Consider the following 26,645-nt stretch of genomic DNA (forward strand, 5'->3'; position numbering starts at 1 on the left):
CGGGCCAACCTCCGGGGTGCCTAGTCGATGACACGGTGGGTGATCCGGCTGCGTTCGAGCACCTGGGGATCGGGGCTGAAGCCCAGGCCCGGTGCGTCGGGCAGGGGGATGCTGCCCCCCGCCAGTACACCGTTCTGGTGCGGGGCATGGAACGGGTGCAGCAGCGAATCCCAGTGCAGGAACGGGATCTCCAACTCGGGCAGGTCATTCGCCGCGCTGGTGGCGATCAGCTGCGCCGTGGCCAGCAGGGCCGGTCCGTAGTAGAAATTGTGGGGGACCACTGCGGCATCCACACGCCGGCCCGCGGCGATGACCTCGAACATGGCACTGACCCCGCCGATCTTGCCGACGCTGGGTTGGGCGAAGGCCAGGGCACCACATTCCATATCCGCGATCAGTGCGCGGACTCCCGAATGGTTTTCCCCGGCCGCGATATTTCGATGCCTGCTGTTCAGCCGGAACAGGCCCGCCGAGTCATCGGGAGGGAAAACGGGTTCCTCCATCCACAACAACTCCAGTGGCTCCAGGGCCGTCAGCACGGCTTCGGCCTCCTGTACCGTCCATTTGCAATTCACATCCGCCATCAGCGGTGCCCGGCCGACCGTTTCACGGGCCGCGGCAATCGCCGTGGGAGTGGATTCATGGAGCTTGAAGGCGCGGAAACCGTGCCGTTGGGCAAGGCGAAGCTGGTCGGCCACCTGGATCGGGTCTTCCCCGTAGTGCACCAGCGAGGCATAGCCGGTGATGGTGTTGCGGGCTTCCGGGTTGAGCAGCCTACGCAGGGGGAGGCCGGCGCGTTGCGCGGTGATATCCCATAGTGCGGTGTCCACCGCGGAGAGGGCATAGTGCACCGGGCCGGTACGGCCAAAGGCGTGGAAGGCCCGCTCCGCGGCCGGTGTCTGGGTGACCGGGTCGCTCGAACGGCCGATGAAAAACGGGCAGACGATCTCCCCCAGGGCGGCCAGGGTGGCGGGGTTGGATTTGTGGCCGAAGGCTTCACCCCAGCCAACCAGCCCATCGCGGGTGATGACCTTGACCAGCAGGCACTGCATGGAGGTGAATTCCCGGGATGATGCGTTGAAGGCATCGATGGATTCCGAGTTTGCATATGTCGTTTCGTTGCGTCGCGCGGAGAAACCGATCGAAGTCACCATGATCTCGATAGTCTTGATGGTGCCGTGTTCCAGCTCATTGACTTGGTGCAATGCGATTCCAATCGTTGCGTGGCGGAGGAAGGCGGGATTGTTGTTTCCCTGCGGGACCCGTGGGGCCGGCTGTGGATGACATGAAGGCGATGCCGGATCCGGAATGTGGTTGACCTCACGATGGTGTTTAGTTTAGCGTTAGGGAACACCGTTTGGAAAGCGCATTCCAGCTTTGCGAGCTACATCAGTAGAACACCAATCCAAGGAGTCAACCATGTTGTTGCGAACCCGTGATCGGCACAGGGGTGCCGGCGTGGCAGGAGATAGCGGTCAATGAGTGCCATCGCCGAACTGCAGAACCTGAAGAAGTCCAAGGGTGTGAAGGTCAACCACCGCGACAACAAGGCCGGGCATCTGTTCCTGCTGCCTTGGACCGCGGGGTTGTTCCTGATCACCCTGGGGCCGATGTTGATGTCCCTGTACCTCTCGTTCACCGACTACAACCTGTTGCAGGCACCGCAATGGAGCGGCCTGGAGAATATCGAGAGGATGTTCAACGACGAGCGGCTGCACAACTCGCTGCAGGTGACCTTCACCTATGTGCTGGTTGGTGTCCCACTCCAGCTGATGACCGCCCTTGCAGTCGCGATGCTGCTGGACCGTGGCATGCGCGGACTGCCGTTCTACCGCTCGGTGTTCTACCTTCCCTCGATGCTCGGTTCCTCGGTGGCCATCGCGGTCCTGTGGAAGCAGATCTTCGGAACCACCGGCCTGGTCAACCAGTTCCTGGCCTTCTTCGGCATCGAGGGCATGGGCTGGATCTCCAACCCGGACACCGCATTGGGCAGCCTGATCCTGTTGCACATCTGGACCTTCGGCTCGCCCATGGTGATTTTCCTGGCCGGCCTGCGCCAGATCCCGCGGATGTACTATGAAGCGGCGTCCATTGACGGGGCCACCAAGCGCCGGCAGTTCTTCGCCATCACCCTGCCGCTGCTCAGCCCGATCATCTTCTTCAACCTGGTGCTGCAGGTGATCGGTTCCTTCCAGAACTTCACCCAGGCCTTCATCGTCTCCAACGGCACGGGCGGCCCTGCGGATTCAACCATGTTCTTCACGCTCTACCTCTACCAGCAGGGCTTTAAGCAATTCGATATGGGCTACGCCTCGGCCATGGCCTGGCTGCTGGTCCTGATCGTCGGTGCCTTCACCGCAGTGAACTTCTTCGTCTCAAAGTATTGGGTGTTCTACGATGACTAACCAGACCTCGATTTCGCAAACGACCGCGGCCCCTGGCGGCCCGCTGGACGAAAAGGCGCTGTTGGGTGGTAATCCGCCCGTGGGTGGCACGGATGAGAAGGGCCTGAAGGCCCGCGGCCACCGTCCCACCCCGGCGGCCCGGACCCGGTCGATCATCAAGCACGTGCTGCTGATCGCCGCGGCCCTGGTCATGATCTATCCGCTGCTGTGGATGCTGGTCAGCTCGCTACGCCCCAACGATGTGATCTTCCGTGAGCCGGGCCTGTTGCTGCAGGATTTCGAGTGGGAAAACTACGTCAACGGCTGGAACGCGCTGTCGCACCCCTTCAGCCAGTTCCTGTTGAACTCGGCCATCGTGGTCCTCGGGTGCATCCTGGGTAACCTGGTTTCCTGCTCGATGGCGGCCTATGCCTTTGCCCGGTTGAACTTCCGGTTCAAGAAGACCATGTTCGCACTGATGCTGATGACCATCATGCTGCCGATCCACGTGATCATCGTGCCGCAGTATGTGATGTTCTCCCAGATCGGCTGGGTCAATACCTTCTGGCCGATTATCGTACCCAAGCTGCTGGCCACCGATGCGTTCTTCATCTTCCTGATGATCCAGTTCATCCGGGGCATCCCCAAGGACATGGACGAGGCGGCGCGCATCGACGGGGCCGGTCACCTGCGCACCTTCCTGCAGGTGATCCTGCCGCTGATGGTGCCGGCGCTGGCGACCACCGCCATCTTCACCTTCATCTGGACCTGGAGCGACTTCTTCACCTCGCTGATCTACCTGACCAACCCGAGCAACTACACGGTGCCGGTCGCCTTGAGCGCCTTCATCGATTCCACCGGCGAATCCAACTGGGGATCGCTGTTCGCCATGTCGATCGTCACGCTGATACCGGTCTTCCTGGCCTTCCTGTTCGGGCAGAAGTTCCTGATCAAGGGCATCGCGACCACCGGCCTGAAATAACCCCCATCCATCCTGCAAGGAGCCATTGACCCAATGAGCGAACAGCCACGTACACGACATGTCATCGTCGGAACCGGCAACCGTTGTGAAATGTACATCCACGCCATGCTCGGTGAGCACGCCGAGGTCGCCGAACTGGTGGCACTGGCCGATACCAACCCCGGGCGGATCGAGTACTACCAGGATGTGATCGAGCAGACCTACGGCCAGCGGGTCCAGGGATTCCCCGCCGAACAGCTGGCATCGTATATCCAGGACCAGCGGATCGACCGGGTGGTCATCACCTCCCCGGATTACACCCATGCGGATCTGGTGTGCACCGCCTTGCGGGCCGGGGCCGACGTGATCGTGGAAAAGCCGTTGACCGTTGATGCCGCGGCGGCCAAACGCATTGCCGCGGCCGTGGAGGATACCGGGCGCGAGGTGATCGTGACCTTCAACTACCGTTACTCGCCGCGCAATACCGCGTTGAAGCAGGCGATCCAGGATGGGGCCATCGGCAAGGTGACCTCGGTCGACTTCAGCTGGGTTCTGGACACCGTGCATGGGGCGGACTACTTCAGGCGCTGGCACCGGCTCAAACAGAACTCCGGCGGACTGCTCGTCCACAAGTCATCCCACCATTTCGATCTGGTCAACTGGTGGATAGAAGATATTCCCCAAAGCGTATACGCCGTTGGGGGGCTGAAGTTCTACGGTGCCGAGAGCTCAGCGAAACGGGGCATCAACGGCACCGAACGCGGGACCGCCGACACGGCCCAGGACGACCCGTTCGCACTGGATCTGCGCAGCGATCAGCGGCTGGCCGCCCTGTACCTGAAGAACGAGCACCATGACGGATACCAGCGCGACCAGGGGGTATTCCAGGGCGATATCGACATCGAGGACAATCTCGCGGTCCTTGTCCAATACGCCAAGGGCCCGGTGCTGAACTACTCGCTGAACGCGCACAGCCCCTGGGAGGGTTACCGGGTGGCAGTGAACGGAACCGAAGGGCGGATCGAGCTGGAGGTCGTTGAACGCGCGGCCGTCCTGCCCACCTCCGGTGGCAGCCCCGTGGATCCCTCGGTGTCCGAAGACGCACAGGACGGTCTGGTCCGCCACAAGTCCGAACGGCTGGTGTTGCAACGCCACTGGGAACAAGCCCGGGAGATCGAGATCGTCAACGGCGAGGGAACCCACGGTGGCGGGGACAAGCTGCTGCTGGCCGAGCTGTTCCGCGGCGTGAGCCACGACCGTTACCAGCGGCAGGCCGGGCTGCACGACGGCATCAACGCCATTGCCGTCGGCGTGTGCGCAAACCAGTCCCTGGCCGGCAATGCGCCGGTGGCCGTGGCCGAGGTCGACTTCGGTATCGACCTGGCCGCGCAGGGCAAGGTGGCGGTGTAACCGACGATGGCAAAGGTAATCATTACCGGCGGGTCCGGGCGGCTGGGACGCAGCGTCGTCCAGGGCTTCGCGCAGGCCGGCTACCAGGTGACGAGCCTGGACCGGCAGCGGCCGCAGCATCCGGTGGACGGCGTGGACTACCGCAGTGTGGATCTGCTGGATGCCGCGGCCACCAGCGAACTGTTTGCCGACCTCGGCCCGGATGCGGTGGTTTCCCTGGCCGCCATCGCGGTGCCGTTCAGCGCCCCGGAAGAGGTCCTGCTGACCACCAATGCCGCGATCGCCCACAATGTCACCGCCGCGGCGGTGGCCGGCGGGGCACGCAAGGTGGTGCTGGCCTCCAGCCCCTCCATCATGGGCTACGGTTCCCCCGGCGGATGGATCCCCGAACGCCTGCCGTTGGATGAGGAGCTGGTCCCACGCCCCTGGCATGCCTACGGGTTGTCGAAATACGTGGCCGAGCAGATCGCGGCGATGTTCGCCGCGGCGCAGGGGCCGGATGGCCCGGTCAGATTCGCCTCCTTCCGCCCCTGCTACGTGATCGCCGAGGAGGAATGGGCCGGTGCCGCAACCCAACAGGGGCATACCGTGCGGCAGCGGCTGGCCGATCCGGCCCTGTCGGCGCCGGCGCTGTTCAACTACGTCGATGCCCGTGATGTGGCGGATTTCCTGCTGTTGCTGCTGGAGAAATTCGATGTCGTGGACAATGGATCGGTCTTCTTCGTCGGAGCGGCCGACGCGATGGCCAGCGAACCGCTGAGCGAAGTGATCCCGCGCATCTATCCGGAACTGGCGGATCTGGCCGCCGGGCTCACCGGCTCGACCCCGGCCTTCAGCATCGACAAGGCCCGTCGGGTGCTTGGCTGGGAACCGAAGCGCAGCTGGCGTACCGAACTGAAACAGGAAGCCGCCGTACACCGTTAAACCGGGCCCCCAGGACAACGCCAATGACCCGCCCACCGGCCCTCCAGGCCGGTGGGCGGGTCATTGGCTTCGGCGGCTAGAGCTCCAACGGAACCGGGCGCTGCAACGTTCCGACGGCAACACTTGGCCAACGCGGGTCGTTGGTCAGCACCTCGATCCGGCCCTCCTCGGTGAGCAGAACGGTGTCCTCCACCTTGACCGTCTGGCCGGGGGCCGCAGCCGCACTGGGATTCCAGGCAAAGGCCTGCCGGGCGCGGATGGGATCCTGCGCCCCCGGAGCCAACCGGGGGTCCCGCCCGTTGTACCCGGCGATCCCGCCCTGGTGGTGCCGGCTCCACTCCCGGGCGTCGAAACCATGCCGGGGGTAGGACTGCTGGATGACCGGCAGCAGTTCCCCAAGCCCCCGTCCCGGTTGCAGGGCCGCGAAGATCTCGGCTTCCACTTCCAGGATCGCCCGATCATGCCCGGCCTCCGCGGCGGTGCGGGGGCCGAAGTGCACCCACCGGGTGATGTTGGCGATTAATCCGTGGCGGCGTAGGCACAGCACCGCCATGGCCCGGCGCCCCAGTACGGCACCGGTGGGTAGCGGATGACGATAGGCGTAGCGCCCGGCCCCGGCCACCAGCACCACGGTGGGTTCGGCGCCCAGCCGTACGGCCCCTGCGGCAAGCCGTGCCGCCAGTTCGAGTTCGGTCAGCTGCGCGGTGGCCCCGGACAGGGTGTCGGTCATCAGTTCGGCCGCATCCCGGCACAGCTGCCGGTAGCGGGCGATCTCCGTCACCGAGAGGATCTGGCGCAGGGCCCGCAGCGGGGCTTCCAGCTGCTGTTCCGAGGCGATGAGCCAGCCGGCGGCGTCCGGGAACCAGGTGCCGACCTGCCCCGGATCGGCGAACCAGTCCAGGGGATGCAGGCCGAGGCCCGGTGCGGCAGGCAGTTCCTCGGCCTGCAGCCGGTCCGCCTCGGCCAACGGGGTGGCCACCTCGGTTCCGCCCCGGTGGACTAGAACCCGCACCACCGGTGGTGCCGCCAACGAGACATGCACCCGGGCCCCGGACAGGTACCAGGCGATGCTCGGCTGGGTTTCGAGCAGGATCGCATCCACCTGGTGCAACTCCATGAGCGCGATCAGGGCCTGGTGCTTCGAGGACAGTTCGGGGTCGTTCTGTGTCATATGGGGGGACTTTCTGGTCGTTAAAGGGCCACGGTGGTTGCGCGTACCCCGGAGGGTGCGCACAACCACCGTGGCCCGGCGGATTACTTGCCGTAGTGTGCAGCCAGCTGCTCGATCCGGGACTTGTCCAGGACCCCGTCACTGAGCAGGACCTTGACGTTGCGGGATACCGGTTCCCCGGGACGAACCGTGACCGGGCGTTCCCAGGCCAGCGAGGAACCGATACCCGGGTAACCGGCGCACCTGACGAACCAGGGGTCGTTGTCCCGGGACAGGAAGACCAGGGTGGCCGGGCCGTGTGCCTGGCCGAGTTGGTCCAACGCCGCCGAATCGGACTGGAACCGCGCACTGATGGCCAGCCAGTCACTGACCAGACCGTGGGTGGCTTCCTCTCCTTCGGCCTCGGCGGACAGGATCCGGGCACCGTCCAGCTGCGGCAGGCGCCAGAAGAATCCGCCGTAGCCGCCCTTGTCCCGCCCATTGGTGCCGGGTGATCCCAACTCCACGGTGTTGCCGGGGGCGCTGAGGGTGAACGTGAAATCCAGGATCCACCCCTGTTCGTGGCCGGATCCACGGGTGAAGCCGGTGGCCTTCACCGTGCGCTGCTCGTGCAGCAGCACCTGCCCGTCGCGGCCAATCCACTCCAGGTCCGCCTCCAACCGCGAACCGTCGGCGGAGAGTACTTCCTGGCGGGTGTGGATGACCCCGTGGTCATCACGCCAGATGTAACGGCCGTGGTCACGGGTATAGGTGCGACCGCCCCAGAAGTTGTTGCCGTTGACATCCTGCAGGGCGACCCCGACACCCAGGTGCCAGGTGTGGTCCAGCGGCTGCTGGTCGCTGACCCGGACACCACCCAGGGTGCGCAGCTGGTCCAGGAACGGACGCGGGGAGTTGGTCGGGCTGATGTCATGTCCGGTCCGCAGCCTGGCCACCGGTTGCCCGGTGCCCGTGGCGGGATCCGGGACCTGCAGGAAGCCGCTGTGGTCCGGTTCCGATGCCCAGGGCGCGCCGAGGGAGGAGAATCCGCTCTGGGCCGCCACCGCACGGTCCACCAGGTTCTCGATCTGCGGGATCACCGGATGGGCCTCCGGCCCCTCGCCGACCACGTCGACGAACCGTGGCTTGATGGCCTGCGGTTCGGGGCTGGTGCGCACGGTTTCCAGCACCCGCATGAACGCGCCGGTGGCCTCAAGCGGGCAGAGCAACGCCTCGGCATCCCCGCGCTGCACGTCGACCAGATTCTCCAGCAGGTCCACCCGGCCGAACTCGATTGTCGACGGTTGGCCGCCCAGATCGGGGTTCGGGGTGATCTCCAACCTGTCCCGCGTGTAGTAGAGCACGGCCTTGCCCTCGGTCCCGTGGATGGTGATCCACGGGTCGCGCTGCTCGGTGGAGCACAAGGTCAATGCGCAGGTTACCGGGATCCCGGCGGTGGTACGCAAGCGGATGACCGAGGTGTCATCGGCCTCGATATCGTGGGCGTGGTGCAGCTCCGCCTCGATGCGTTGCACATCCCCGGAGGCCTTGGCTCCGGCAATGTGCAGTGCGCTCATCACCGCGTGCGCCAGCGGGTTGGTGGTCACCCCGTCGGCGATCTGCACCCCGTCCAGTACCCGGTGCCCGGCCCAGGGCGCACGATCGTAGTAGCCGCGTGTGCGGACCCAGGTGCCGCTGGCACCGACGGCCCGCAACGCGCCGATCGGGCTCGACTCCGCCTCGGCGAACCAGGAGGCCACTTCGCCCAGTGCCTTGGACCCCACGGCCTGGAAACCCACCTGGACCAGCCGCCCGGCCTGCCGCGCGGCCTGCAACAGGTCCTCGTACTGTTCCAGGGTTGCGGTGGGCGGTTTCTCCAGGTACAGGTCAGCCCCCAGATCCAGGGCCTGCAATGCCAGATCATGGTGGGTGTTGATGGGCGTGGAGGCGATGATGATGCTGGGACGGATCCCGGCAGCGGCCATCTCGCCAAGCGTGGCATAGACCGGCACGCCCTCACCGCGGATATCGGCCCCGGGGTCGTTGGAGCTGACCCCGGCCACCAGCCGGGCCTTGCCCAGCTTGACCAGCCGGTGGATGTTGAGCAGGTGCTGGCGCCCGAAACCGTTCAGGCCGATCAGGGCGATGGTCGGCGCGTCAACTGTCCGTGTCGCGCGGTTCGCTGCTGCGAGGTTGGGGTTCTCTGTCATCGGAGCCATGGGAGTCCTTCGGAAGCTGGTGCGGAAGTTGGCTAGGAGGCGCTGTGCTCGGTGATCAAACCGGCAGCGCTGTGCAGGTGGGGCAGGACCAGTTCAGCATAGCGCCGGGACATGGTGGAGATGGTCAGTCCGGCATCCTGCGCATTGATTTCCTCGTTGAAGATCTCGACCTCCACCGCACCCCGGTAACCGGCCTGGGCCACCCACTGGGAAATGCTGGCGAAATCCACATAACCGTCGCCCATCATGCCGCGGGACTTCAGGGCATCGGAGGCGATGGGAAGGTTGAAATCGCAGACCTGGTAGCTGGCCAGACGGCCTTCGACCCCGGCACGCCGGATCTGCTGCTGCAGCTGCGGGTCCCACCACACGTGGAAGGTATCCACCACGACCCCGACGGTGGCCGCCGGGTAGGGTGCGGCCAAATCCAGTGCCTGACCCAGGGTGGAGAGCACCGCCCGGTCCGCCGCGTACATCGGGTGCAGGGGCTCCAGCACCAGCCGCACCCCGTGTTCCCTGGCGTAGGGGACCAGCTCATCCAGGCCGCGGGCCACCCGGGAGCGGGCCGCGGCGATGTCCTTGTCATGGCGCTCGCCGGTGCCGCCAAGCACATGGGCGGCCGCCGGCAACCCGCCGACCACCATGATCAGCTCGTTGGCACCGATGATCGCCGCCTCGCGGATAGCAGCCCTGTTGGACTCCAGGGCCGCGGTCCGGGCTTCGGCTTCCGCCGCGGTCAGGAAACCGCCGCGGCAGAGCGTGGTGGCGCTCAGCCCGGCTTCGGCGATGATCCGTGCCGAGGCCTCCGCCCCGCCGGCTTGCTCGATCAGGTGGCGCCAGGGACCGATATGCGCCAGCCCGCCTTCGGCCGCGGCCTGGGCGGCCTGGCGCAGGTCCAGCGTGGTGGTGGTGCCGGTATTCAGCGAAAGTTCGAAGCTCATGAGACTCCTGTCAGGGATGGGATATCGGCGTCCAAGCCGTTGACGCGCAGCAGGTTCCGCATGCGCTCGGCGGCCAATTCGGGCTGCAGCAGCAGACCGGCCTGGTCGGCCAGGACAAAGGTGCGTACCAGATGGCCGATGGAACGTCCGGCGTGCAGCCCGCCTACCAGCTGGAACCCGGTTTGGTGCCCATTGAGCCAGGACAGGAACGCGATTCCGGTCTTGTAGTAGAAGGTCGGTGCCGAGAAGATGTGGCGTCCCAGTTCCTGGGTGTCTTCCAGGATCCGGCGTCCGTGCTCGGCCTGGCCGGCATCAAAGGCCTGCAGGGCCGTGGAGGCCGCCGGGTAGATGGCCGCGAAAATACCCAACAGGGCGTCCGAGTGCAGGGTCCCGTCGCCATGGATCAGTTCCGGGTAATTGAAGTCGTCCCCGGTATACAGGCGCACCCCGGCCGGCAGTGCGGTCCGCAGCGCGGTCTCGTGGGCCGCATCCAGTAGCGAGACCTTCACCCCGTCGACCTTGCCGGGGTTGGAATTGATCAGTTCCAGGAAGGTGGCGGTGGCCGCCTCGACATCCCGGTTTCCCCAGTATCCGGCCAAGGCAGGGTCGAACATGTCGCCCAGCCAATGCAGGATCACCGGTTCACTGGCCTCGGCAAGCAGCCTGCCGTACACGTCCAGGTAGTCCTGCGGGCCGGATGCCGCACGCACCATGGCCCGCGAACACATGATGATGACCTTGGCCCCGGACTGTTCAACAACCTGGAGCATTTCCAGGTAGGCGGCGGTGACCTTCTCCAGGCCTTCGGGTCCACGCTCGATCACTGCCGGATCCAGCTGGTCGGTTCCGACCCCGCAGGAGATCAGGTCCCGGACGGAGCGGCCGCGCAGCGCCGGGTAGCGATCCTGGGCAATGACCGTGGCCGCTTCGGCGGCCGAGCGGCGGATCAGTTCCTTGGTGGCCTCGTAGTCCAACCCCATGCCGCGTTGGGCGGTATCCATGGCATCGGCCACTCCCAACCCGTAGGACCACAGCTCGTGGCGGTAGGCCAAGGTGGCGTCCCAGTCCAGGGCTGCCGGGGCGCCCGGGGTGTTATCGGCCGTCATTACCGGAACCACATGGGCCGCGGCGTAGACCTTGCGCGAGGTGATCGGTTCGCTGGGGCGGCTGAAGTTCCCGGGCCCGCGCAACTGGTAGTCGTAGCTCCCGCCGTCGGGGTGCGGCAGGACGATGACCGGCAGGGTACCGTCATTCGGGGTGGTCATAGCGTGATCTCCGGGATATCGATGGTGCGTCGTTCGGCGGCGGATTTCAGGCCCAGCTCGGCCAGCTGCACCCCGCGGGCGGCGGAGAGCAAACCGAAGCGGTGTTCGCGTCCGGCTACCACGTCGGCGAGGAATTCCTCCCACTGCAGCTTGAAGCCGTTATCCAGCTGCGCGTTGGCCGGGACTTCCAGCCACTGGTCACGGAAGGACTCGGTGACCGGCAGGTCCGGGTTCCAGACCGGCTTGGGGGTATGGGCGCGCTGCTGGGCAACGCACTTGTTCAGCCCGGCCACCGCCGAGCCCAGGGTGCCGTCGACCTGGAATTCGACCAGTTCGTCACGGTAGACGCGGACCGCCCAGGAGGAGTTGATCTGGCCAACCACATCGTGGCCTTCGGGGGTTTCCAGTTCGAAGATGCCGTAGGCGGCATCGTCCGCGGTGGCCTCGTACGCCTGGCCCTGCTCGTCCCAGCGGGTCGGGATATGGGTCATGGTCTTGGAATTCACCGACTTCACCTTGCCGATGATGCCTTCCAGGACGTAGTTCCAGTGGCAGTACATGTCGGTGGTCATCGACCCGCCATCGGCCAGCCGGTAGTTCCAGGACGGACGCTGGGCTTCCTGGATTTCTCCTTCGAAGACCCAGTAGCCGAATTCGCCGCGGATCGACAGGATCCGGCCGAAGAATCCCTCGTCCACCAGCCGGCGCAACTTGACCAGCCCGGGCAGGTAGAGCTTGTCGTGCACGACACCTGCGGTGATCTTCCGATCCCGGGCCTGGCGGGCCAGGTCAACCGCTTCCTCCAGGGTCTCGGCGGTGGGCTTCTCGGTGAAGACGTGCTTGCCGGCGGCAATGGCCTTGGACAAGGTGGCGTAGCGCATGCTGGTCATCGAGGCGTCGAAGACGATGTCGATCGAGGGATCGTGGATGATCCCTTCCAGATCGGTGGTGTAGTGCTCCACATTATGCAGGGCCGCCAGTTCCTTGAGCTTGGACTCATTGCGCCCCACGAGCACCGGTTCGACGTTCACCTTGGTGCCGTCCTCCAGGGTGATCCCGCCTTGGTCGCGAATGGGAAGAATCGAACGCATCAGGTGCTGGCGGTAACCCATCCGGCCGGTGATGCCGTTCATGGCGATACGCAAGACGCGAGTCTCGGTCATGGGAACTCCTCGTGTAAGGGAAACATGGTTGGAATGCGCTTTCCACGATAGTGATAGCATTCGGAGGTGTCAACAGGCGGCATATGCCAAGATATGCTTGTCCCCATTGGCAGACCATGGTAAGGCGTTGCATAGGAGTCGAAATGGCAGTCAGATTGACGGATGTGGCCAGTGAAGCCGGGGTTTCCCTGGCAACGGCCTCCCGTGTCCTCAATGGCTCGGCGCGCAAGCCGGCCGAGGGAATTGCCGAACGGGTGCGCGCCGCGGCCACGAAACTGGGGTACTTTCCCAATGCCCAGGCGCAAGCGCTTGCCCGCAGTTCCACGCAGCTGATCGGTCTGCTGGTCCATGACATCGCCGACCCCTACTTCTCGTCCATTGCCAAGGGCGTGCAGCGCGGATTGGGTGATACCGGGGTGCAGCTGCTGCTCTCCAGTACCGGCTCCGACACCAAGCTGGAATTGTCCGCCCTGCGCTCCTTCATGTCGCACCGCACCGGGGCGGTCATCCTGGCCGGTTCGCGCCCGGTGAGCGGGGATGAGGAAATGGCCGCGGCGCTGGAGAACTACCAGTCCAATGGCGGTGCGGTCGCCATGGTGGGCCAGCCCCTCTCGGTGGCCGGGGGAATCCAGATCGACAACTATGGATCGGCCGGCCTGCTGGCCGCCGAACTGCTCAGGCTGGGACACCGGCGGTTCGTGGTGCTGGCCGGAAACCAGCAGCTGGTGACGGCCAAACACCGCGCCGAGGGGTTCATCTCGAAACTCGAAAAGTCCGGAATCACCCCGCTGCTGGTCAAGGAGGGCGCGTTCACCCGGGAGGGGGGCTATCTGGCGATGTCCGATTTGCTCGCCAGCGGGGAGCTGGGGCTGGAAGATGGCCAGGTCTGTGTGGTGTGCGTCAGCGACGTGATGGCGCTCGGTGCACTGGTGGCACTGCGTGAACGCGGCGTGCATGTCCCGCGGGATGTGGCCATCGCGGGCTTCGATGACATCCCCACGCTGGCCGACGTGGTGCCCTCGTTGACCACGGTCCGCCTGCCACTGGAGGAGATCGGGAGACTTGCCGGTGAAATGGTGCTTGCCGGCGGCGAGCCCAAGCGCATGGTGATCGAAGGTGTGCCGGTGATCCGGCAGAGCACCGAAGTGCTTCACCGGCAGTGATACCTTTTGGGCAACGGTCGATCCAATTGTGGGATTGACCTTTCGCAGCAAACCCCTTGACGCGTGAGTACCATCACATTTAGATTATTGGGGAAGCGCTTTCCAGCCTGGCCGACTGTCAGACCAAGCCGATGGCCATGACTATCAAGGAGAATCCATTGTCCAGCTCAAACTCGCGCCGTGGCCGTCACGGAACAAAACTCAGTAGGCTCATCGCGGTGACAGCCGTGGCCGCCATGGCCCTCACCGCTTGCGGAGGCGGCTCGAATGCCTCGGGTGAAGATGGGGACGTTGTCCTGCGCTTCTCCTGGTGGGGTTCCGATGCCCGCGCCACCACCACCAACGAGATCATCAAGGCCTTTGAAGAGGAAAACCCGGGAATCAAGATCCAGGGTGAATACGGTGACTGGAGCGGCTACTGGGACAAGCTGGCCACCCAGGTGGCCTCCAATGACGCCCCCGATGTCATCCAGATGGACGATAAATACCTGCGTGAATACGCGGACCGCGGCGCGCTGCTGGATCTGTCGGATGTCGACACCTCCAAGTTCGAAGACGTGGCAGTGGAAAACGGCCGGACCGAGGATGGCGTATTCGGTATTACCACCGGAATCAACTCCTTCACCCTGACGACCAACCCGGAGATCCTGGCCGAAGCGGGTATAGAGATGCCGGATGACCGCACCTGGACCTGGGATGACTACCGTGAGATCACCGAGAAGATCTCCGCAGAGGTCGATGGCAAGTACGGGGCGGCCGCACCGAATGAGCCTGCCGGCCTGCAGAGCTGGCTGCGCCAGGGCGGCAAGCACCTGACCACCGATGAAGGGGTCCTGGGCTTCGAGGCCAGCGATTTGAGCGGGTACTTCCAACACCACCTGGACCTGATGGAGAACGGTTCCTACCCCGGGGCTTCGGGGCTGGCCGAGGACCAGAACTCGGGCCCCGACCGTTCCATGACCGGTACGGGAACAGCAGCGTTCGGCATGTGGTGGAGCAACCAGCTCGGTGCCCTGTCGGCTGCCTCGGGTGTGGATCTGGTTCCCCTGCGTTTGCCCACCCATACCGGAAACCCCAAGGACTCCGGACTCTGGTACAAGTCCTCGATGCTGATGTCGGCGTCCGCGCGGACCAAGCACCCCGAAGAGACCCAGAAGTTCATCGACTACATGGTCAATTCGGAGACTGCCGGACAGCTCAACCAGATGGATCGCGGTTTGCCTGCCAATACCGAGGTGCGTGAACTGGTGGTCGCCGAACTCGATGACCTTGAAGCGCTGTCGGCCCGGTTCGTGACCGAACTGGAAGAGGATCTCAGTGGTGCCGAGCCGATCCCGCCAATGGGATTCAGCGCCATCCAGGATATCGCCTACCGCTACGAACTTGAAGTGTTCTTCAAGCGCCAGACCCCGGATGAGGCGGCCCAGAAGGCCATTGCGGAAATGGAGGCGGCCATCAGCTAGAGCAGGCACGAAAATTCTCTATAACGAGTGTGATACGGGTTAGAACCGGCCTCGGCTTCAGTCTTGTGAAGCCGAGGCCGGTTCGTCCATTCCGCCATCTCCAACCGAAGCGAAACCATTCGTATCGCCGTATCGGTCCGGGTCACGGCGAAGTTTACGCGGCGAAATCTGCGCGGTGAGCCATCTGCGAAGGGTGCGGCTGCCGGGAGTCCTGATCAGTGCTTTCCGCGAGATATTCCAGAAATAAGCGAAAAAACCTACAGATCAAATTTAGTTAATATCCATCTTTTCCTTGACGCGTGAGTAAGCACTGTTGCTAGGGTGGTGCTCGAAAGTATTTAATCCACCATTAGGAGGAAAAGACATGTCACGGAACCTGCACTCCGTTCTGGCGGGAAGCGCTGCCGGTGCCCTGTTGCTGACCGGTTCGCTATTCGGTGTGGCCGCACCGGCCTCAGCCAGCCAGGCAATGGTACTGGCCACCGCGGGCGCCCCGCCGGTCTCCGAGGCGGCAACATCGACCGTGCGCAGCCACCTGGTGCGCCAGAAAAAGGCCTCGGGCTGCTCGATCATTCTCAATCACGACTTGAAGAGGCTGAAGCGCAAATACTACAAGGTCTGGGTGACGCAGAACTGCAAGTGGGTCAAGAAGCCGGGATACGTGGGCTATTACGAGGCGCGGATGTCCTATGACACGAGGGGCACCATCGCCTAGAACCGCACCGGTCCGCCGAGGGTCACAATGGATGCCGGGACCTCTTCGCTCAGCGGGGAAGTCCCGGCATCCATTGTGGTTTGCGGTTAGCCGATTTTCAGTGTTTGCAGGATTTGCGGGGCAAAGTGCTCGATTTCCGAGGTGTCGGCGTCAACCAGCAGCCGTAGCCAGGACTCGTGTTGGGCCAGCGGGGCTACCAGGCATGCCGGAGCAATCAGCGGGTAGAGCTCATCGGGGGTTCCGTAGTCGGAGAACTCCTCCAGGTACGCGAACAGGGCCCGCATGATCCGTTCGTCATCGATGTCGCAGTTCCACAGTTCGCACATTTCCCCCAATGGCTGGGCCAGGGAGGAAAGCGGGTGGGCCCAATGGGCGGCTCCCAGCCCGAGGATGCGTCCCGGGGTTCCCGGTTCCGCCGGGATGACCACCTGGTCCAGACCGAAGGCTCCATGCTCGATGCTCAACGGGACCGGTGAGGCGTGGAGCAGCTCGCAGGCCTCGCGCAGGGCGTGGGTCCCGGAAAACAACTCATCGGCCTGGGTGCCGGTAATTCCCAATGGATGCCCGTCATCCAACGAGACGTGCAACATCAGTGCCTGGTCGAACTGGTCAGGTAGGAACTGCGGATCGATCACCGGCATTCCGGCATCGAAGAACGCCTCCTCTTGTCCCATCAGGGCAACCTGCAGGGAAGCCAGCGACCGCAAGGCGAATTCCCAGTTCTCCACGGTGGTTTCCAGGGCATCCATGGTGTGCCCGAAGTCCGGGCTGAGCATGTAGCCGGCGTTGCGGTCGATAGCCAGCGGCATCACCACCCGTTCGGGTACCAGTTCACCGGCCACCACCGTGATGGACGGTTCGGCACTTAGCCCCGGTGCATTCGCGGTGAAGACCAGATCGGCTGCGTCGGTATGCACCAGGGCACTGATCTGCTGCAAGGCGGCAGGCCAGAATTCGATCTCCCCTTCGCGGTGGATGCCGTAGGCCTCGCAGGCGGCATCAATCCAGGCGGCGGTGTCCTCACGCCATTCCTTGCTGTTCCACACGTCTATCCAATGAGCCACGTTTCCCATCGTAGTATGTCGTCGCAAACCGTGGTTGTTGCTACCGTGGGGCTACGGCCTGTTTTGTCCTCCATCGAAGGATTTCGATTGTGAACACACCCCGACCTGCATACCGACACCGCGACTTCAAGGCAGTGCTCTTTGACCTGGACGGGGTGTTGACCCCGACCGCACTGGTACACCGACACGCCTGGCAGGAACTGTTCGACAGTTTCCTCTCGGCCGTGCACCCGGAGAGCGAGCCGTATACCACCGAGGACTACTTCGAACTGGTCGACGGGCGTCCCCGGTATGACGGGGTCCAGGCGGTCCTGGATTCCCGGGGCATCAGTCTGCCGCACGGCACCGGGCGCGACCTGCCGGGATTCGAAACCGTCTGCGCCCTGGGCAACCTGAAAAACGATGTGTTCATCGATATCCTCGAACGCGAGGGCATCGCCCCGTACCAGGGGTCCCTGGATTTCCTGCACCAGGTACTGGATGCCGGGCTGGATGTGGCGGTGGTGTCCTCCTCCCGCAACGCCCGCACCGTCCTGAATGCCGCGGAAATCGCCGAATTCTTCTCCACCGTGGTCTCCGGTACCGAGGCCACCTTGCGTGGATTGCCTGGCAAACCGGCGCCCGATACCTTCCTGGCCGCGGCCACGGACCTGGGATGGCGGCCCGAGGAATGCGTGGTCATCGAGGACGCGGTCTCCGGGGTGCAGGCCGCGGTGGCCGGTGGATTCCGGGTGATCGGCGTGGCCCGGGAGGACAACGCGGCCGCGCTGTCGGAGGCCGGGGCCCATTTTGTGGTCACCGACCTGTCCGAGGTGATGACCGATGACTCCGAGGATGCGCTGAACTTCGACCCGTGGTCGATTACCCGCGACGAGGCCCGTGACGGCAATGGCGCCCAGGACACCGTGTTCTCCCTGGGCAACGGCTTCCTCGGTGCCAAGGCCCCGATGATCGGTGTCGGCGACCAGGTGGGCGGAAGCTTCATCAACGGGTTACACGAAACCTGGGAGATCCGCTACGCCGAAAACGCCTATGGTCTGGCCTCCACCGGACAGACCATGATCGCCGCCCCTGACTTCCGCACCCTGCGCGTGTACATCAACGACGAGGCGCTGGAAGTCGGGCGAACCGAAATGGTGCGCGATGACCTGCGTCTGGACTTCCGTGACGGGACACTGGTGGCCAACACGCTGTGGCGGACCGCCGAAGGCCACCGGGTCGCGGTGACCAGCCGCTCGATGGTCTCCTTCACGGACCGGCACCTGGCGGTCCAGGATTTGAACGTCCGCCTGCTCGATGCGCCGGGTCATGTGGTGGTGCAGTCCTCGGTTATCGGCATTGCCACCTCGTCCCCGGTCCCCACCCCGGCGGACCTGGATTCCGGGGCCGTTCCGATCGAGGATCCGCGCAAATCCGAATCCTCGGGCCGCAACCCGCTGCAACCGGCCGGACACCACGAGCGGGAAGGCCGGACGGGTCTGGCCTACACCGTACGCGGCTCGGGAATGAGCGTCGCCACCGTGGTCGAGCACCGGATTTCGGTGACCGGAGGCTCCCAGGCCGAGGTCACCAGCGGTGTCGAGGTCACCGCCGAACGGGCCGACCATGTGGCCAGCGCCAGCCTGGAACCGGGGGAGGGGCTGCGACTGAGTAAATTCGTGGTCTACCACTCCTCCCGCCGGCACAGCGCCCGCGAAATGCTCGCACGCTCACACCGCGCACTGGGCCACCTGGTTCCGCGCGGGGCCGATGACCACTTCCGGGCCCAGCGCAGGTTCATGGGCGAGTTCTGGGGGCGGAGCGATGTGCGGGTGGAAAGCGATGACAAGTCCCTGCAACGCAAGATCCGCTGGAACATCTTCCAACTGGCGCAGGCCTCGGCCCGGGCGGACGGGCTCGGGATTTCCGCGAAGGGAACCAGCGGCAACGGGTACTCCGGGCATTATTTCTGGGACACCGAGATCTACGTGCTGCCGTTCTTGACCTATACCAATCCGCAATGGGCGCGCAACGCCCTGCGCGCCCGGGCCTCGATGCTGCCTGCGGCCGAGCGCCGGGCGCAGACCATGAACGAGGCCGGGATCCTCTTCCCTTGGCGGACCATCAATGGTGAGGAAGCCAGCGCCTACTACCCGGCGGGTACCGCGCAGTACCATATCAACGCGGATATAGCCTACGGGCTGAACCGGTACATCAGGGCCACCGGGGATGAGGAATTCCTGCGCTCGGGGGGAGCCGAAATCCTGATCGGCACCGCGCGGATGTGGTTGTCCCTGGGGTTCTGGCGGACCAGTGGAGAGAAGCAGACCTTCCATATCCATGGGGTCACCGGCCCTGATGAGTACACCGCGATTGTCAATGACAACGTATACACGAATGTCATGGCGCGCTTTAACCTGCGTTGCGCCGCCGACATGGTGGACCTGTTGGCCAACAGGTTCCCGCGGTACCTGGAGGATCTGTCGCGGAAACTGGGCCTGGCCCCGGACGAGGCGGAGAACTGGCGCAAGGCGGCTGACTGCTTCCATATCCCCTTCTCCGAAAGGGTGGGGATCCACCCCCAGGATGAGCACTTCCTGAACCGGGAAATCTGGGATGTGTCCACGACCGATCCCGCGAAGCTGCCGTTGCTGCTGCATTACCACCCGCTGGTGATCTACCGTTTCCAGGTGATCAAGCAGGCCGACACCGTGCTCGCGCTCTGGCTGCGCTCGGGGGATTTCACGGCCCAGGAGAAGCTCGCGGATTTCAACTACTACGATCCGCTGACCACCGGGGATTCCTCGTTGTCGGCGGCGGTGCAGTCGATTGTGGCCGCCGAGGTGGGCTACCGTGAGCTGGCCTACGAGTACTTCGACGAGGCGTTGCACGTGGATCTGCGCAATTCGCACAAGAACACCGCCGACGGGGTGCATGTGGCTTCCACCGGAGGTGTATGGGCCAGTATCGTCTACGGCTTCGGCGGGCTGCGCGACGACGGGGATGTGCTCAGCTTCGATCCCCGGCTTCCGGCGAACTGGCAGTCGCTGTCCTACCGGCTGGCCTGGCAGGGCTCGATGGTGACCGTGCGCCTGAACCAGGAGTCGATGCGCCTGACCATGGAAGGCGGTGGCAGCCTGTACTTCGAGGTCCGCGGGCAAAACTACTCGCTTTCGGCCAGCGAGCCGGTGGAGATCGTGCTTGATGGTCACGGGGCGGATCGCGGGGGACGGCCCACTATGGAACATGTGGTGGCCCTGCACCGCGAGGACTCCGCCGACGTGATGCAGCCCCCGCAGGTGCTCTAACCGGTTCTGTCCAACGGCAGCCCCCGGGCCGGCCCCAGGCTCGAGGGGCTCTGCCCGTGCACGGCACTGAAGGCGCGGGTGAATGCGGAGGGGTGGGTCTACCCTAAGTAGCGTGCCACCCGGCCCCGCGGGAATCCGCGTGCCAGGGAATTCGCCATGCGGCCGGGGCGGATCAGCCCCCGGTGGCTTCGCTGCCGTGGGTGACGGACTCCAGGTTGTTACCGCGCAGTTTCGCCACGGTGCGCATCACGTGGAAGACCACCAGGGTGGCCAACGTGCCCAGCGCGATGCCGCCGAGCTGGAACTGGCCGAAGCTCAGCTCCTGGGTAACCGCGATCGCGATGATCAGCCCGGTACCCGCGGTCATCAGGTTGATCGGGTTGCCGAAGTCCACCTTGTGTTCGATCCACAGCCGGGCCCCGACAATGCCGATCATGCCGTAGAGCACAATGCCCAGCCCGCCGATCACCCCGGCCGGGATGGTGCCGATCAGTGCGCCGAACTTCGGCATGAACGCCAATGCCATCGCCACGATCGCGGCCACCCAGTAGGCGGCGGTGGAGTACACCCGGGAGGCCGCCATCACACCGATGTTCTCGGCGTAGGTGGTGGTGGCCGACCCGCCGCCGAAGCCGGCCAGCACGCTGGCGGCACCATCTGCCATGAGGGCCCGTCCGTTGAACTTCGACAGGTCGCGTCCGGTCATCACCCCGACGGTACGCACATGCCCGATGTTCTCGGCGATCAGCACGAAGACCGCCGGCAGGAACAGCAGGGCGGTATCGAACTGGAAGGTCGGGGTGTGGAAGTCCGGCAAACCCAGCCATGAGGCGTCGGCGACGGGGGCAAAATCCACCTGCCCCTGGGCCAGCGCGATCAGGTAGCCGGCCGCCAGGCCCACCAGGATGGACAGCCTGCCGAGCAGCCCCTTGAACGCCACGGTGGCCACGACCACGGCCAGCACGGTGAGGAAGGTCGTTGCCGGGAACAGCTGCATCGGCTCCAGCGTGGCACTGGCCAGGTTCAGTCCGATCAGCGCCACGATGGTGCCCATGACCACCGGTGGCATCAACGCATGGATCCACCCGGTCCCGGTCTTCTGCACGATCGCCCCGACCAGGAACAACGCCGCCCCGGTCATCACGATGCCGCCCAGGGCCGCGGACATGTCATGGGCGGCGGTGGCTGCCAGCACCGGGGCGATCAGCGCGAAGGAGGAGCCCAGATAGCTGGGCACCTGGTTGCGGGTCATCAACAGGAAGATGATGGTGGCCACTCCGGTGAAGAGCAACGTGGTAGTCACCGGGAACCCGGTGATGGTCGGCACCAGGATCGAGGCACCGAACATCGCCAGGATGTGCTGGGCGCCAATGGAAATGGTCTGCGGCCAGTGCAGCCGCTCCTCGGGGGCCACCACCTCACCGGGGGTGATCGTCTTGCCGTTACCGTGGATCGACCATTTCATTGCGTGTCCTCCGTGACTGTGGGCCGTCCAGTAGTTTATGCCCTGGCAGCACTTTGCGCGAAAAACAGCAGTTCGTGGCGGGAGGAGGATTCGAAGGCCCGCCACATGCGCAACCTGGTTGCATCGCTGGCGGTCCGGTATGCCTCACGCACCATCCCGATCGCCGCGGTGGTGGCCGCGTCGAATTCGGGGGAGGAGTAGGTGGCCAACCAGTCCCGGTAGGGGTGCCCGGGATGGTTGGCTGCCGCCAGCCGGGTACCGACATCCTGGTAGATCCAGTAGCAGGGCAGGATCGCGGCGATCAGTTCGGCATAGTCATCCGAGCAGGAAGCCAAATGGTTCACGTAGTTCGCGGTGGTGTCGCTGGACAGTGCGGTGCTGTCCACCGCGTATTCGCGGTGCAACACCATTTCCTCCTCGAAGGTTGCCGAGGCCGCGGCGGCCCAGAAACGCTGGGATGCGGCATCCGGGGCGATGATGCTGGCCCGGGCCAGGACCTGAGCATAGCCGCGCAGATACAGGGCATCCTGGTTGATGTAGTAGCCGAAATCATCCCGGTCCAGGGTTCCGTCGGCCAGCTGCCTGATGAAGGACAGTTCGTCGATCCCGGTGCGGATCGTTTTGATGGCATCCCACCACCCGGCCATCGCGTCGTGGGCCGGCGGGATGCCCTGCGCGTTCCACAGGGCGTCGAAGTGGCTGACCGGGCCATGGCCGCCGCCCACCTCGAGCGTGCCTGAGGCGCAGATCGCGTGGGCCAGGTAGTCCTTGGCCGCCTTGAGTGCCTGCGGCCATTCGCCGGTGCGGGCATGGAAGCTGGCCAACGCGCTGGACAGGGTGCACCCGGTGCCGTGGGTGTTGGGTGTCTCGATGCGCAGGCCGGGGTAATCGGCCAGCACCCCGTCGGGGCCGACCAACGCATCCGGGCAGGTGTCCCCGCCCAGGTGCCCGCCCTTGGCCACCACCAGCACATCATGGCGTGCGGCCAGCCGGGAGGCCTGGTCCAGGACCGAGTCCCAACTGCCAGCACGTTTCTCGCCCAGCAGCACGGCCAACTCGTCCATATTCGGGGTGATGACGCTCGCCTGGCCCAACAGGGCCTCGATGGCCTGCTGGGCGGCATCATCGAGCAACCGGTCGCCGCTGGTGGCGATCATGACCGGGTCCAACACCACGGGCAACCCGGCCGGCTGCTCCGCCAGCCACAGGGCCACAGCCCGGATGATCCCGGCATTGGCCAGCATTCCGATCTTGACCGCATCAATACGCACGTCATTGGCAATGCTCTGCAACTGCGCGGTGATGAACTGCGGGTCAACGGATTGCACCCCGTCCACACCGCGCGTGTTTTGCGCGGTTAGCGCGGTGATGACCGCCATGCCGTAGCCGCCGGTGGCGGCGATGGCCTTCAAGTCGGCCTGGATGCCGGCCCCACCGGAAGGATCCGAACCGGCAATCGAGAGGATGTTCTTCGTCATTTGGCGGCCTCCCAGGCCGAGACCAGCTCACGGCTGGCGGCCTGCGGATCCGTCGCCGCGCAGATCGCCCGCACCACGGCCATGCCCGCGGCACCGGTGCTGCGCAGGAAGGGGGCATCCTGGACTTCCAGGGCGCCGATGGCCACGCAGGGCAGCTGGGAGATCTTGTTGGCGCGGGCGAACCCGTCGAGCCCGATCGGGGTCGGATGGTCCTTCTTGGTGGGGGTTGCCCGGATCGCACCGACACCCAGGTAGTCGATGAGTTCCGACTGGGTATTGGCGGCGTGCAGCTGCTCATCGGTGGAGGCGCTCAGCCCCAGGATGGCACCCCCGATCAGCCCGCGGACCACGTCCACCGGCAGGTCCTTCTGGCCGATGTGCACGCCGGTGACCGCGGCCCCGGCAGCCCGGGCGGCCAGGAACACGTCCACCCGGTCATTGACCAGCAGCTCGGCCTTGCCCTGGGTGATCCGGGCGGCAGCCAGCACCAGTTCGTGGAACTCGCGGGCGGTTTCCTCCTTGGCGCGCAGCTGGACCCACTGCACGCCGCCGGCGACGGCGGCGCGGATCACCTCGAGGGTGGAGTGAGGGGTGCAACTGGCGGTATTGGCGACAAGATAAACACCATGTTCTCGCATATTAGTCCTTGGAATCAGAGTTCTTCGAGGTGGACCGAGTCCACCTCGGCCGGATCGGTCAGTGCCAGGGCGTCCAGGAACTCCACGGCGAAGCTGCCCGGACCCAGGCTGGTGGCGGCGGCGCGTTCGGCGGCACGGCCGTAGTAGGCGTGGGCGGCCACGGCCCCGGTGAAGACATCCCCGGACACGGCAATGGCCGCCGCCGTGAAGGCGCCCAGGGCGCACCCGCCACCGGTGACCCTGGTCAGTTCGATGCCGTTGGTCTGCACCAGTACGGTGCGATCCGCGCTGATGATCGCGTCGGCCCGTCCCGAGATGGCCACCACGGATCCGAAATGTGAAGCCAGCTCACGCCCGGCGGCGATGGCCGCTTCCACGGTATCGGCGGAGTCGACACCGCGCCCGGAGGATTCACGCCCGGCCAGGGCCAGGATTTCCGAGGGGTTGCCGCGGATCAGCGTGGGTTTAAGGGTGACGATACGGTGCGCGAAATCGGTCCGCACCGGCAGCGCGCCCACTGCCACGGGGTCGAGCACCCACGGCGTCCCGGCCCCGGATGCGGCCTCAACGGCCTCGTCCATGGCGGCGAATTGCTCGGTGCTCGGGGTTCCCAGATTCACCAGCACCGCCGAGGCCACCCGGGCGAAGGGCCCGGCCTCACCGGGCAGGTTCGTCATGGCGGGGGCGGCCCCGGCGGCCAACAGGGCATTGGCGGTGAAATTGGTGACCACATGGTTGGTCAGGCAGAACACCAGGGGGCTGGTGGCCCGCATGGATTCGATCACGACAGACAGCGTCATGGCGACATCCCTCCGCTAGTTTGAACTAGTTCAGGTTCAACGGGTCTTATCTCAGTCGGCGGCGCCGACACCCCGTGTCACTTCTGATTGAGCGTACGCAATTGCCCGGGCGTTGACAAACTCCGGCCGGGAAGGTGACCCTATCGGCCGGCGCGCCGTTGGAGCAGTGTGATCAGGGTTGGCAGGTCGACCGCCTCGGCCCGGGCGAGCACCAGTAACTGGTCCACCGCCTGTACCAGCTCCCCGTGCTGTTCCGTGGCGGATTGCGGTGCGGTCACCATGGTTCCGGCGCGACGCCTGGACACCACCAGCCCGGAGGACTCCAACTCCTTGTAGGCGCGGGCCACGGTTCCGGCTGCCACTCCCAGGTCGATGGCCAGGGCCCTCACGGTGGGCAACCGTGAACCGTCGGCCAGTTCCCCGACCCGGATCAGCGTGGCGATCTGGGTACGGATTTGCTCATAGGGCGGGACCGCACTGAGCAGATCCACGGTGACATTGCTGTTCATTGCCGCGGCCCTGCCGGAACCGCGGACGCGGCATGCAACGCGGGACGTTCAAGGAACAGCGCGGAGGGCAGGAAGAACACCACAAGTGCGAAGGCGCCGACACCGTCCGGGAACGGATACCCGATCAGCGGCATGGCGAGGACGGCGGCGGTCACTGCCCGCAGGGCACGCAACTCCAGGACCTTGCGGTACCAGGTTTCCATATCCGCCGATACGTCCCACGGCAGTACCATCCTCCGGGCAAAGCAGGCCAAACCGGTGAAACCAAGCACCAGGAGCAGCACCAGTCCGAGGGGAACCAGTGGCCTGGCCGGCACCAGGCCCCACAGGTAGTCCAGGGGCGGATTCAGCGTCACGTACACTGAGCCCAGCACCAGCACGATCGCCACCGCGTAGCACCATTTCGGCAACGGTCCGCTGTGGCGTGGCAGTGCGGCCACACCCCGTGACCTGTAGCTGACATAGGCCATGACCGCCGCATTGGAGGCCAGATAGAACAGGGCGGCCAGGGCCAGCAGCAGCATGATCTTCTCCCCGCGCTCCGGGGTGGGGAAGGACTGGGTCTGCTCGACCCAGGCCGCCCGGGCATAGAACGCGGATAACAGGATGAAAGTGATGGCGGTCGTCACGAAATTCACCGAGTACAACTGGTCGCGCAACCGTGCGACCGGGTTGGTACGTACGGCCGGCAGGCCGTTGAAATTGCCCGGTGGCCGCCAGAACAACATCAGGACGGCGACACCGGTCACCGCATAGTTCGCCACGCTGTCCCAGGTGCCGACCAGGGATGTGAAGTATTCGGAGCTGTCCCGGTCGTAGCCGGTGTCGGTCATGAAGCCATCGGATATGCGACTGAACCAGCGCGCCTTGTAGTGCAGCAGCTCACCGGCGGTAGAGACAACCACGACAATGACCGTGCGATACAGCCTGTTGAGCCAGGTCCTGCGCAGCAGGCGGTTATCGTGGTCGGAAATCCCGGGCAGCGGCTTGCGGTAGATCACCAGGATCGTGACGATCACCGTGACCATCAGCAGCAGTCCCAGGCAGGCCAGGACCATGGGCGTGCTGTCCGCGGCCGCCCGGATGCCAGGCTGGTCCGGAACCTGGGCCCAGTAGTCTTCGCCTTCGATGATGCGTTCCCGCTGGGGTGGCAGGCCGGTGACGTCGCGCACCGCCCACAGTGCGATGCCGGCCGCGGAAAAAGCCGCAACCAGCAGTGCCAGCAGGGTCCTGGGGATCAGACCCGTGACGGTGCGTGGCTGCAATGAGGCACTGCGCTGGGGCTTGAGTTTGCGCGGCCAGGTGAACTGGCCGGCGACGTAGACGAACAGGATCCATGCGGCCGGGGTTGCCGCGGTTCCCAATGCCGCAGTGAGACTGTATTCATTAAACGGTTCATTGGGGATCTCATAGAACGTGGAGAACCAGCTGGATGAACTGCTGGCGAAAAACGCGATCACGGCACACCACCAGGCATGCCGGCGCGCCAACGCCAGCTGGTGTCCCTCACGCCGTGAACCGACGGCGCGCAACACCAGGTAGACCAGCAACGCAGTGACGGCGAAGGTGCCGAACTGGTCGGAGAGGCCGTTCATGTTCATGCGTGCTCCTAACGTTTGTATCAATGTACCAATCAATTGATACAA

21 protein-coding genes and 1 riboswitch are annotated in these 26,645 nt (G+C 65.0%); of the genes, 8 read left to right on the plus strand and 13 right to left on the minus strand.

The genetic code is table 11. The features are described from left to right. Positions 1-20: 20 nt before the first annotated feature. Entirely contained in the window at positions 21-1,205 is a 1,185-nt protein-coding gene (locus tag OK351_RS14365) for a mandelate racemase/muconate lactonizing enzyme family protein (RefSeq protein ID WP_265160249.1), read from the minus strand. Between the two features lie 273 nt (positions 1,206-1,478). On the opposite strand from OK351_RS14365, the gene OK351_RS14370 reads away from it, so the two are divergent. The 4 genes from OK351_RS14370 to OK351_RS14385 are packed head-to-tail and all read left to right on the plus strand — an operon-like array spanning position 1,479 to position 5,679. Then, positions 1,479-2,405 (plus strand): carbohydrate ABC transporter permease, encoded by a 927-nt coding sequence (locus tag OK351_RS14370; protein ID WP_265160252.1) that lies wholly within the window; start codon positions 1,479-1,481, stop codon positions 2,403-2,405. Then, on the plus strand, positions 2,398-3,366 hold the full coding sequence (locus OK351_RS14375) for a carbohydrate ABC transporter permease (protein WP_265160255.1): 969 nt from the start codon (positions 2,398-2,400) through the stop codon (positions 3,364-3,366). The genes OK351_RS14370 and OK351_RS14375 overlap by 8 nt, the downstream gene beginning before the upstream one ends. Positions 3,367-3,399: 33 nt before the next feature. Further along, positions 3,400-4,755, plus strand: coding sequence for a Gfo/Idh/MocA family protein (locus tag OK351_RS14380; RefSeq protein WP_265160258.1), 1,356 nt, complete (start codon positions 3,400-3,402; stop codon positions 4,753-4,755). Between the two features lie 6 nt (positions 4,756-4,761). Further along, positions 4,762-5,679, plus strand: a complete 918-nt coding sequence (locus OK351_RS14385) for an NAD-dependent epimerase/dehydratase family protein (protein ID WP_265160260.1) — start codon at positions 4,762-4,764, stop codon at positions 5,677-5,679. A gap of 76 nt (positions 5,680-5,755) precedes the next feature. Here OK351_RS14385 and OK351_RS14390 read toward each other — a convergent pair whose 3' ends face one another. The 5 genes from OK351_RS14390 to OK351_RS14410 form a co-directional block, all read right to left on the minus strand. Then, positions 5,756-6,850, minus strand: a complete 1,095-nt coding sequence (locus OK351_RS14390) for a M24 family metallopeptidase (protein WP_265160262.1) — start codon at positions 6,848-6,850, stop codon at positions 5,756-5,758. Between the two features lie 83 nt (positions 6,851-6,933). Then, positions 6,934-9,048, minus strand: a complete 2,115-nt coding sequence (locus OK351_RS14395) for a DUF6807 family protein (protein WP_265160264.1) — start codon at positions 9,046-9,048, stop codon at positions 6,934-6,936. Between the two features lie 32 nt (positions 9,049-9,080). Further along, the gene (locus OK351_RS14400) at positions 9,081-9,989 is read right to left on the minus strand and encodes a sugar phosphate isomerase/epimerase family protein (protein WP_265160267.1); all 909 of its coding nucleotides are present in this window, start codon (positions 9,987-9,989) and stop codon (positions 9,081-9,083) included. Further along, positions 9,986-11,230 carry a dihydrodipicolinate synthase family protein gene (locus tag OK351_RS14405; protein WP_265160403.1) on the minus strand — a complete coding sequence of 415 codons (1,245 nt, stop codon included), beginning with the start codon at positions 11,228-11,230 and terminating at the stop codon, positions 9,986-9,988. Before OK351_RS14405 ends, OK351_RS14400 begins: the two co-directional genes overlap by 4 nt. A gap of 20 nt (positions 11,231-11,250) precedes the next feature. Beyond that, complete coding sequence (locus tag OK351_RS14410) at positions 11,251-12,417, minus strand: Gfo/Idh/MocA family protein (protein ID WP_265160269.1); 1,167 nt, start codon at positions 12,415-12,417, stop codon at positions 11,251-11,253. A 143-nt stretch (positions 12,418-12,560) separates the two neighbouring features. Here OK351_RS14410 and OK351_RS14415 point away from each other — a divergent pair, with 143 nt between their 5' ends. From OK351_RS14415 to OK351_RS14425, 3 genes are all read left to right on the plus strand, one after another. Continuing rightward, positions 12,561-13,580 (plus strand): LacI family DNA-binding transcriptional regulator, encoded by a 1,020-nt coding sequence (locus OK351_RS14415; RefSeq protein WP_265160271.1) that lies wholly within the window; start codon positions 12,561-12,563, stop codon positions 13,578-13,580. Positions 13,581-13,738: 158 nt separating this feature from the next. Next, positions 13,739-15,043 carry an ABC transporter substrate-binding protein gene (locus OK351_RS14420; protein ID WP_265160274.1) on the plus strand — a complete coding sequence of 435 codons (1,305 nt, stop codon included), beginning with the start codon at positions 13,739-13,741 and terminating at the stop codon, positions 15,041-15,043. A 364-nt stretch (positions 15,044-15,407) separates the two neighbouring features. Then, entirely contained in the window at positions 15,408-15,758 is a 351-nt protein-coding gene (locus OK351_RS14425) for a hypothetical protein (RefSeq protein ID WP_265160276.1), read from the plus strand. Positions 15,759-15,844: 86 nt separating this feature from the next. Here OK351_RS14425 and OK351_RS14430 read toward each other — a convergent pair whose 3' ends face one another. Further along, positions 15,845-16,822 (minus strand): hypothetical protein, encoded by a 978-nt coding sequence (locus tag OK351_RS14430; protein WP_265160278.1) that lies wholly within the window; start codon positions 16,820-16,822, stop codon positions 15,845-15,847. Positions 16,823-16,911: 89 nt separating this feature from the next. Between OK351_RS14430 and OK351_RS14435 the strand changes: the two genes are divergently transcribed. Continuing rightward, entirely contained in the window at positions 16,912-20,109 is a 3,198-nt protein-coding gene (locus OK351_RS14435; protein WP_265160280.1) for a beta-phosphoglucomutase family hydrolase, read from the plus strand. 172 nt (positions 20,110-20,281) lie between these two features. Here the strand turns inward: OK351_RS14435 and OK351_RS14440 are convergent, their stop codons facing one another. From OK351_RS14440 to OK351_RS14465, 6 genes are all read right to left on the minus strand, one after another. Then, positions 20,282-21,574 (minus strand): uracil-xanthine permease family protein, encoded by a 1,293-nt coding sequence (locus tag OK351_RS14440; protein WP_265160282.1) that lies wholly within the window; start codon positions 21,572-21,574, stop codon positions 20,282-20,284. Positions 21,575-21,609: 35 nt separating this feature from the next. Beyond that, the gene (locus tag OK351_RS14445; RefSeq protein ID WP_265160284.1) at positions 21,610-23,052 is read right to left on the minus strand and encodes a bifunctional hydroxymethylpyrimidine kinase/phosphomethylpyrimidine kinase; all 1,443 of its coding nucleotides are present in this window, start codon (positions 23,050-23,052) and stop codon (positions 21,610-21,612) included. Continuing rightward, a complete protein-coding gene (gene thiE, locus OK351_RS14450) occupies positions 23,049-23,690 on the minus strand; it encodes a thiamine phosphate synthase (RefSeq protein ID WP_265160286.1) in 642 nt (213 codons plus the stop codon). Before thiE ends, OK351_RS14445 begins: the two co-directional genes overlap by 4 nt. Before the next feature lie 14 nt (positions 23,691-23,704). After that, on the minus strand, positions 23,705-24,490 hold the full coding sequence (gene thiM / locus OK351_RS14455; protein WP_265160288.1) for a hydroxyethylthiazole kinase: 786 nt from the start codon (positions 24,488-24,490) through the stop codon (positions 23,705-23,707). Then, a riboswitch (TPP riboswitch) is annotated at positions 24,481-24,575 on the minus strand. It overlaps the preceding gene by 10 nt. A 55-nt stretch (positions 24,576-24,630) precedes the next feature. Beyond that, a complete protein-coding gene (locus OK351_RS14460; RefSeq protein WP_265160290.1) occupies positions 24,631-24,999 on the minus strand; it encodes a GntR family transcriptional regulator in 369 nt (122 codons plus the stop codon). Next, the gene (locus OK351_RS14465; RefSeq protein WP_265160293.1) at positions 24,996-26,600 is read right to left on the minus strand and encodes a hypothetical protein; all 1,605 of its coding nucleotides are present in this window, start codon (positions 26,598-26,600) and stop codon (positions 24,996-24,998) included. The genes OK351_RS14460 and OK351_RS14465 overlap by 4 nt, the downstream gene beginning before the upstream one ends. Positions 26,601-26,645 lie beyond the last annotated feature (45 nt).

It is taken from the genome of Glutamicibacter sp. MNS18 (assembly GCF_026107515.2).
Taxonomy (GTDB): Bacteria; Actinomycetota; Actinomycetes; order Actinomycetales; family Micrococcaceae; genus Glutamicibacter.

Coding starts and splice junctions, on each gene's coding strand:
- OK351_RS14465 (WP_265160293.1), bottom strand. CDS start 26,600: ATGAACATGAACGGCCTCTCCGACCAGTTCGGCACCTTCGCCGTCACT.
- thiM (WP_265160288.1), bottom strand. CDS start 24,490: ATGACGCTGTCTGTCGTGATCGAATCCATGCGGGCCACCAGCCCCCTG.
- OK351_RS14440 (WP_265160282.1), bottom strand. CDS start 21,574: ATGAAATGGTCGATCCACGGTAACGGCAAGACGATCACCCCCGGTGAG.
- thiE (WP_265160286.1), bottom strand. CDS start 23,690: ATGCGAGAACATGGTGTTTATCTTGTCGCCAATACCGCCAGTTGCACC.
- OK351_RS14415 (WP_265160271.1), top strand. CDS start 12,561: ATGGCAGTCAGATTGACGGATGTGGCCAGTGAAGCCGGGGTTTCCCTG.
- OK351_RS14460 (WP_265160290.1), bottom strand. CDS start 24,999: ATGAACAGCAATGTCACCGTGGATCTGCTCAGTGCGGTCCCGCCCTAT.
- OK351_RS14385 (WP_265160260.1), top strand. CDS start 4,762: ATGGCAAAGGTAATCATTACCGGCGGGTCCGGGCGGCTGGGACGCAGC.
- OK351_RS14380 (WP_265160258.1), top strand. CDS start 3,400: ATGAGCGAACAGCCACGTACACGACATGTCATCGTCGGAACCGGCAAC.
- OK351_RS14370 (WP_265160252.1), top strand. CDS start 1,479: ATGAGTGCCATCGCCGAACTGCAGAACCTGAAGAAGTCCAAGGGTGTG.
- OK351_RS14445 (WP_265160284.1), bottom strand. CDS start 23,052: ATGACGAAGAACATCCTCTCGATTGCCGGTTCGGATCCTTCCGGTGGG.
- OK351_RS14400 (WP_265160267.1), bottom strand. CDS start 9,989: ATGAGCTTCGAACTTTCGCTGAATACCGGCACCACCACCACGCTGGAC.
- OK351_RS14395 (WP_265160264.1), bottom strand. CDS start 9,048: ATGGCTCCGATGACAGAGAACCCCAACCTCGCAGCAGCGAACCGCGCG.
- OK351_RS14375 (WP_265160255.1), top strand. CDS start 2,398: ATGACTAACCAGACCTCGATTTCGCAAACGACCGCGGCCCCTGGCGGC.
- OK351_RS14425 (WP_265160276.1), top strand. CDS start 15,408: ATGTCACGGAACCTGCACTCCGTTCTGGCGGGAAGCGCTGCCGGTGCC.
- OK351_RS14410 (WP_265160269.1), bottom strand. CDS start 12,417: ATGACCGAGACTCGCGTCTTGCGTATCGCCATGAACGGCATCACCGGC.
- OK351_RS14390 (WP_265160262.1), bottom strand. CDS start 6,850: ATGACACAGAACGACCCCGAACTGTCCTCGAAGCACCAGGCCCTGATC.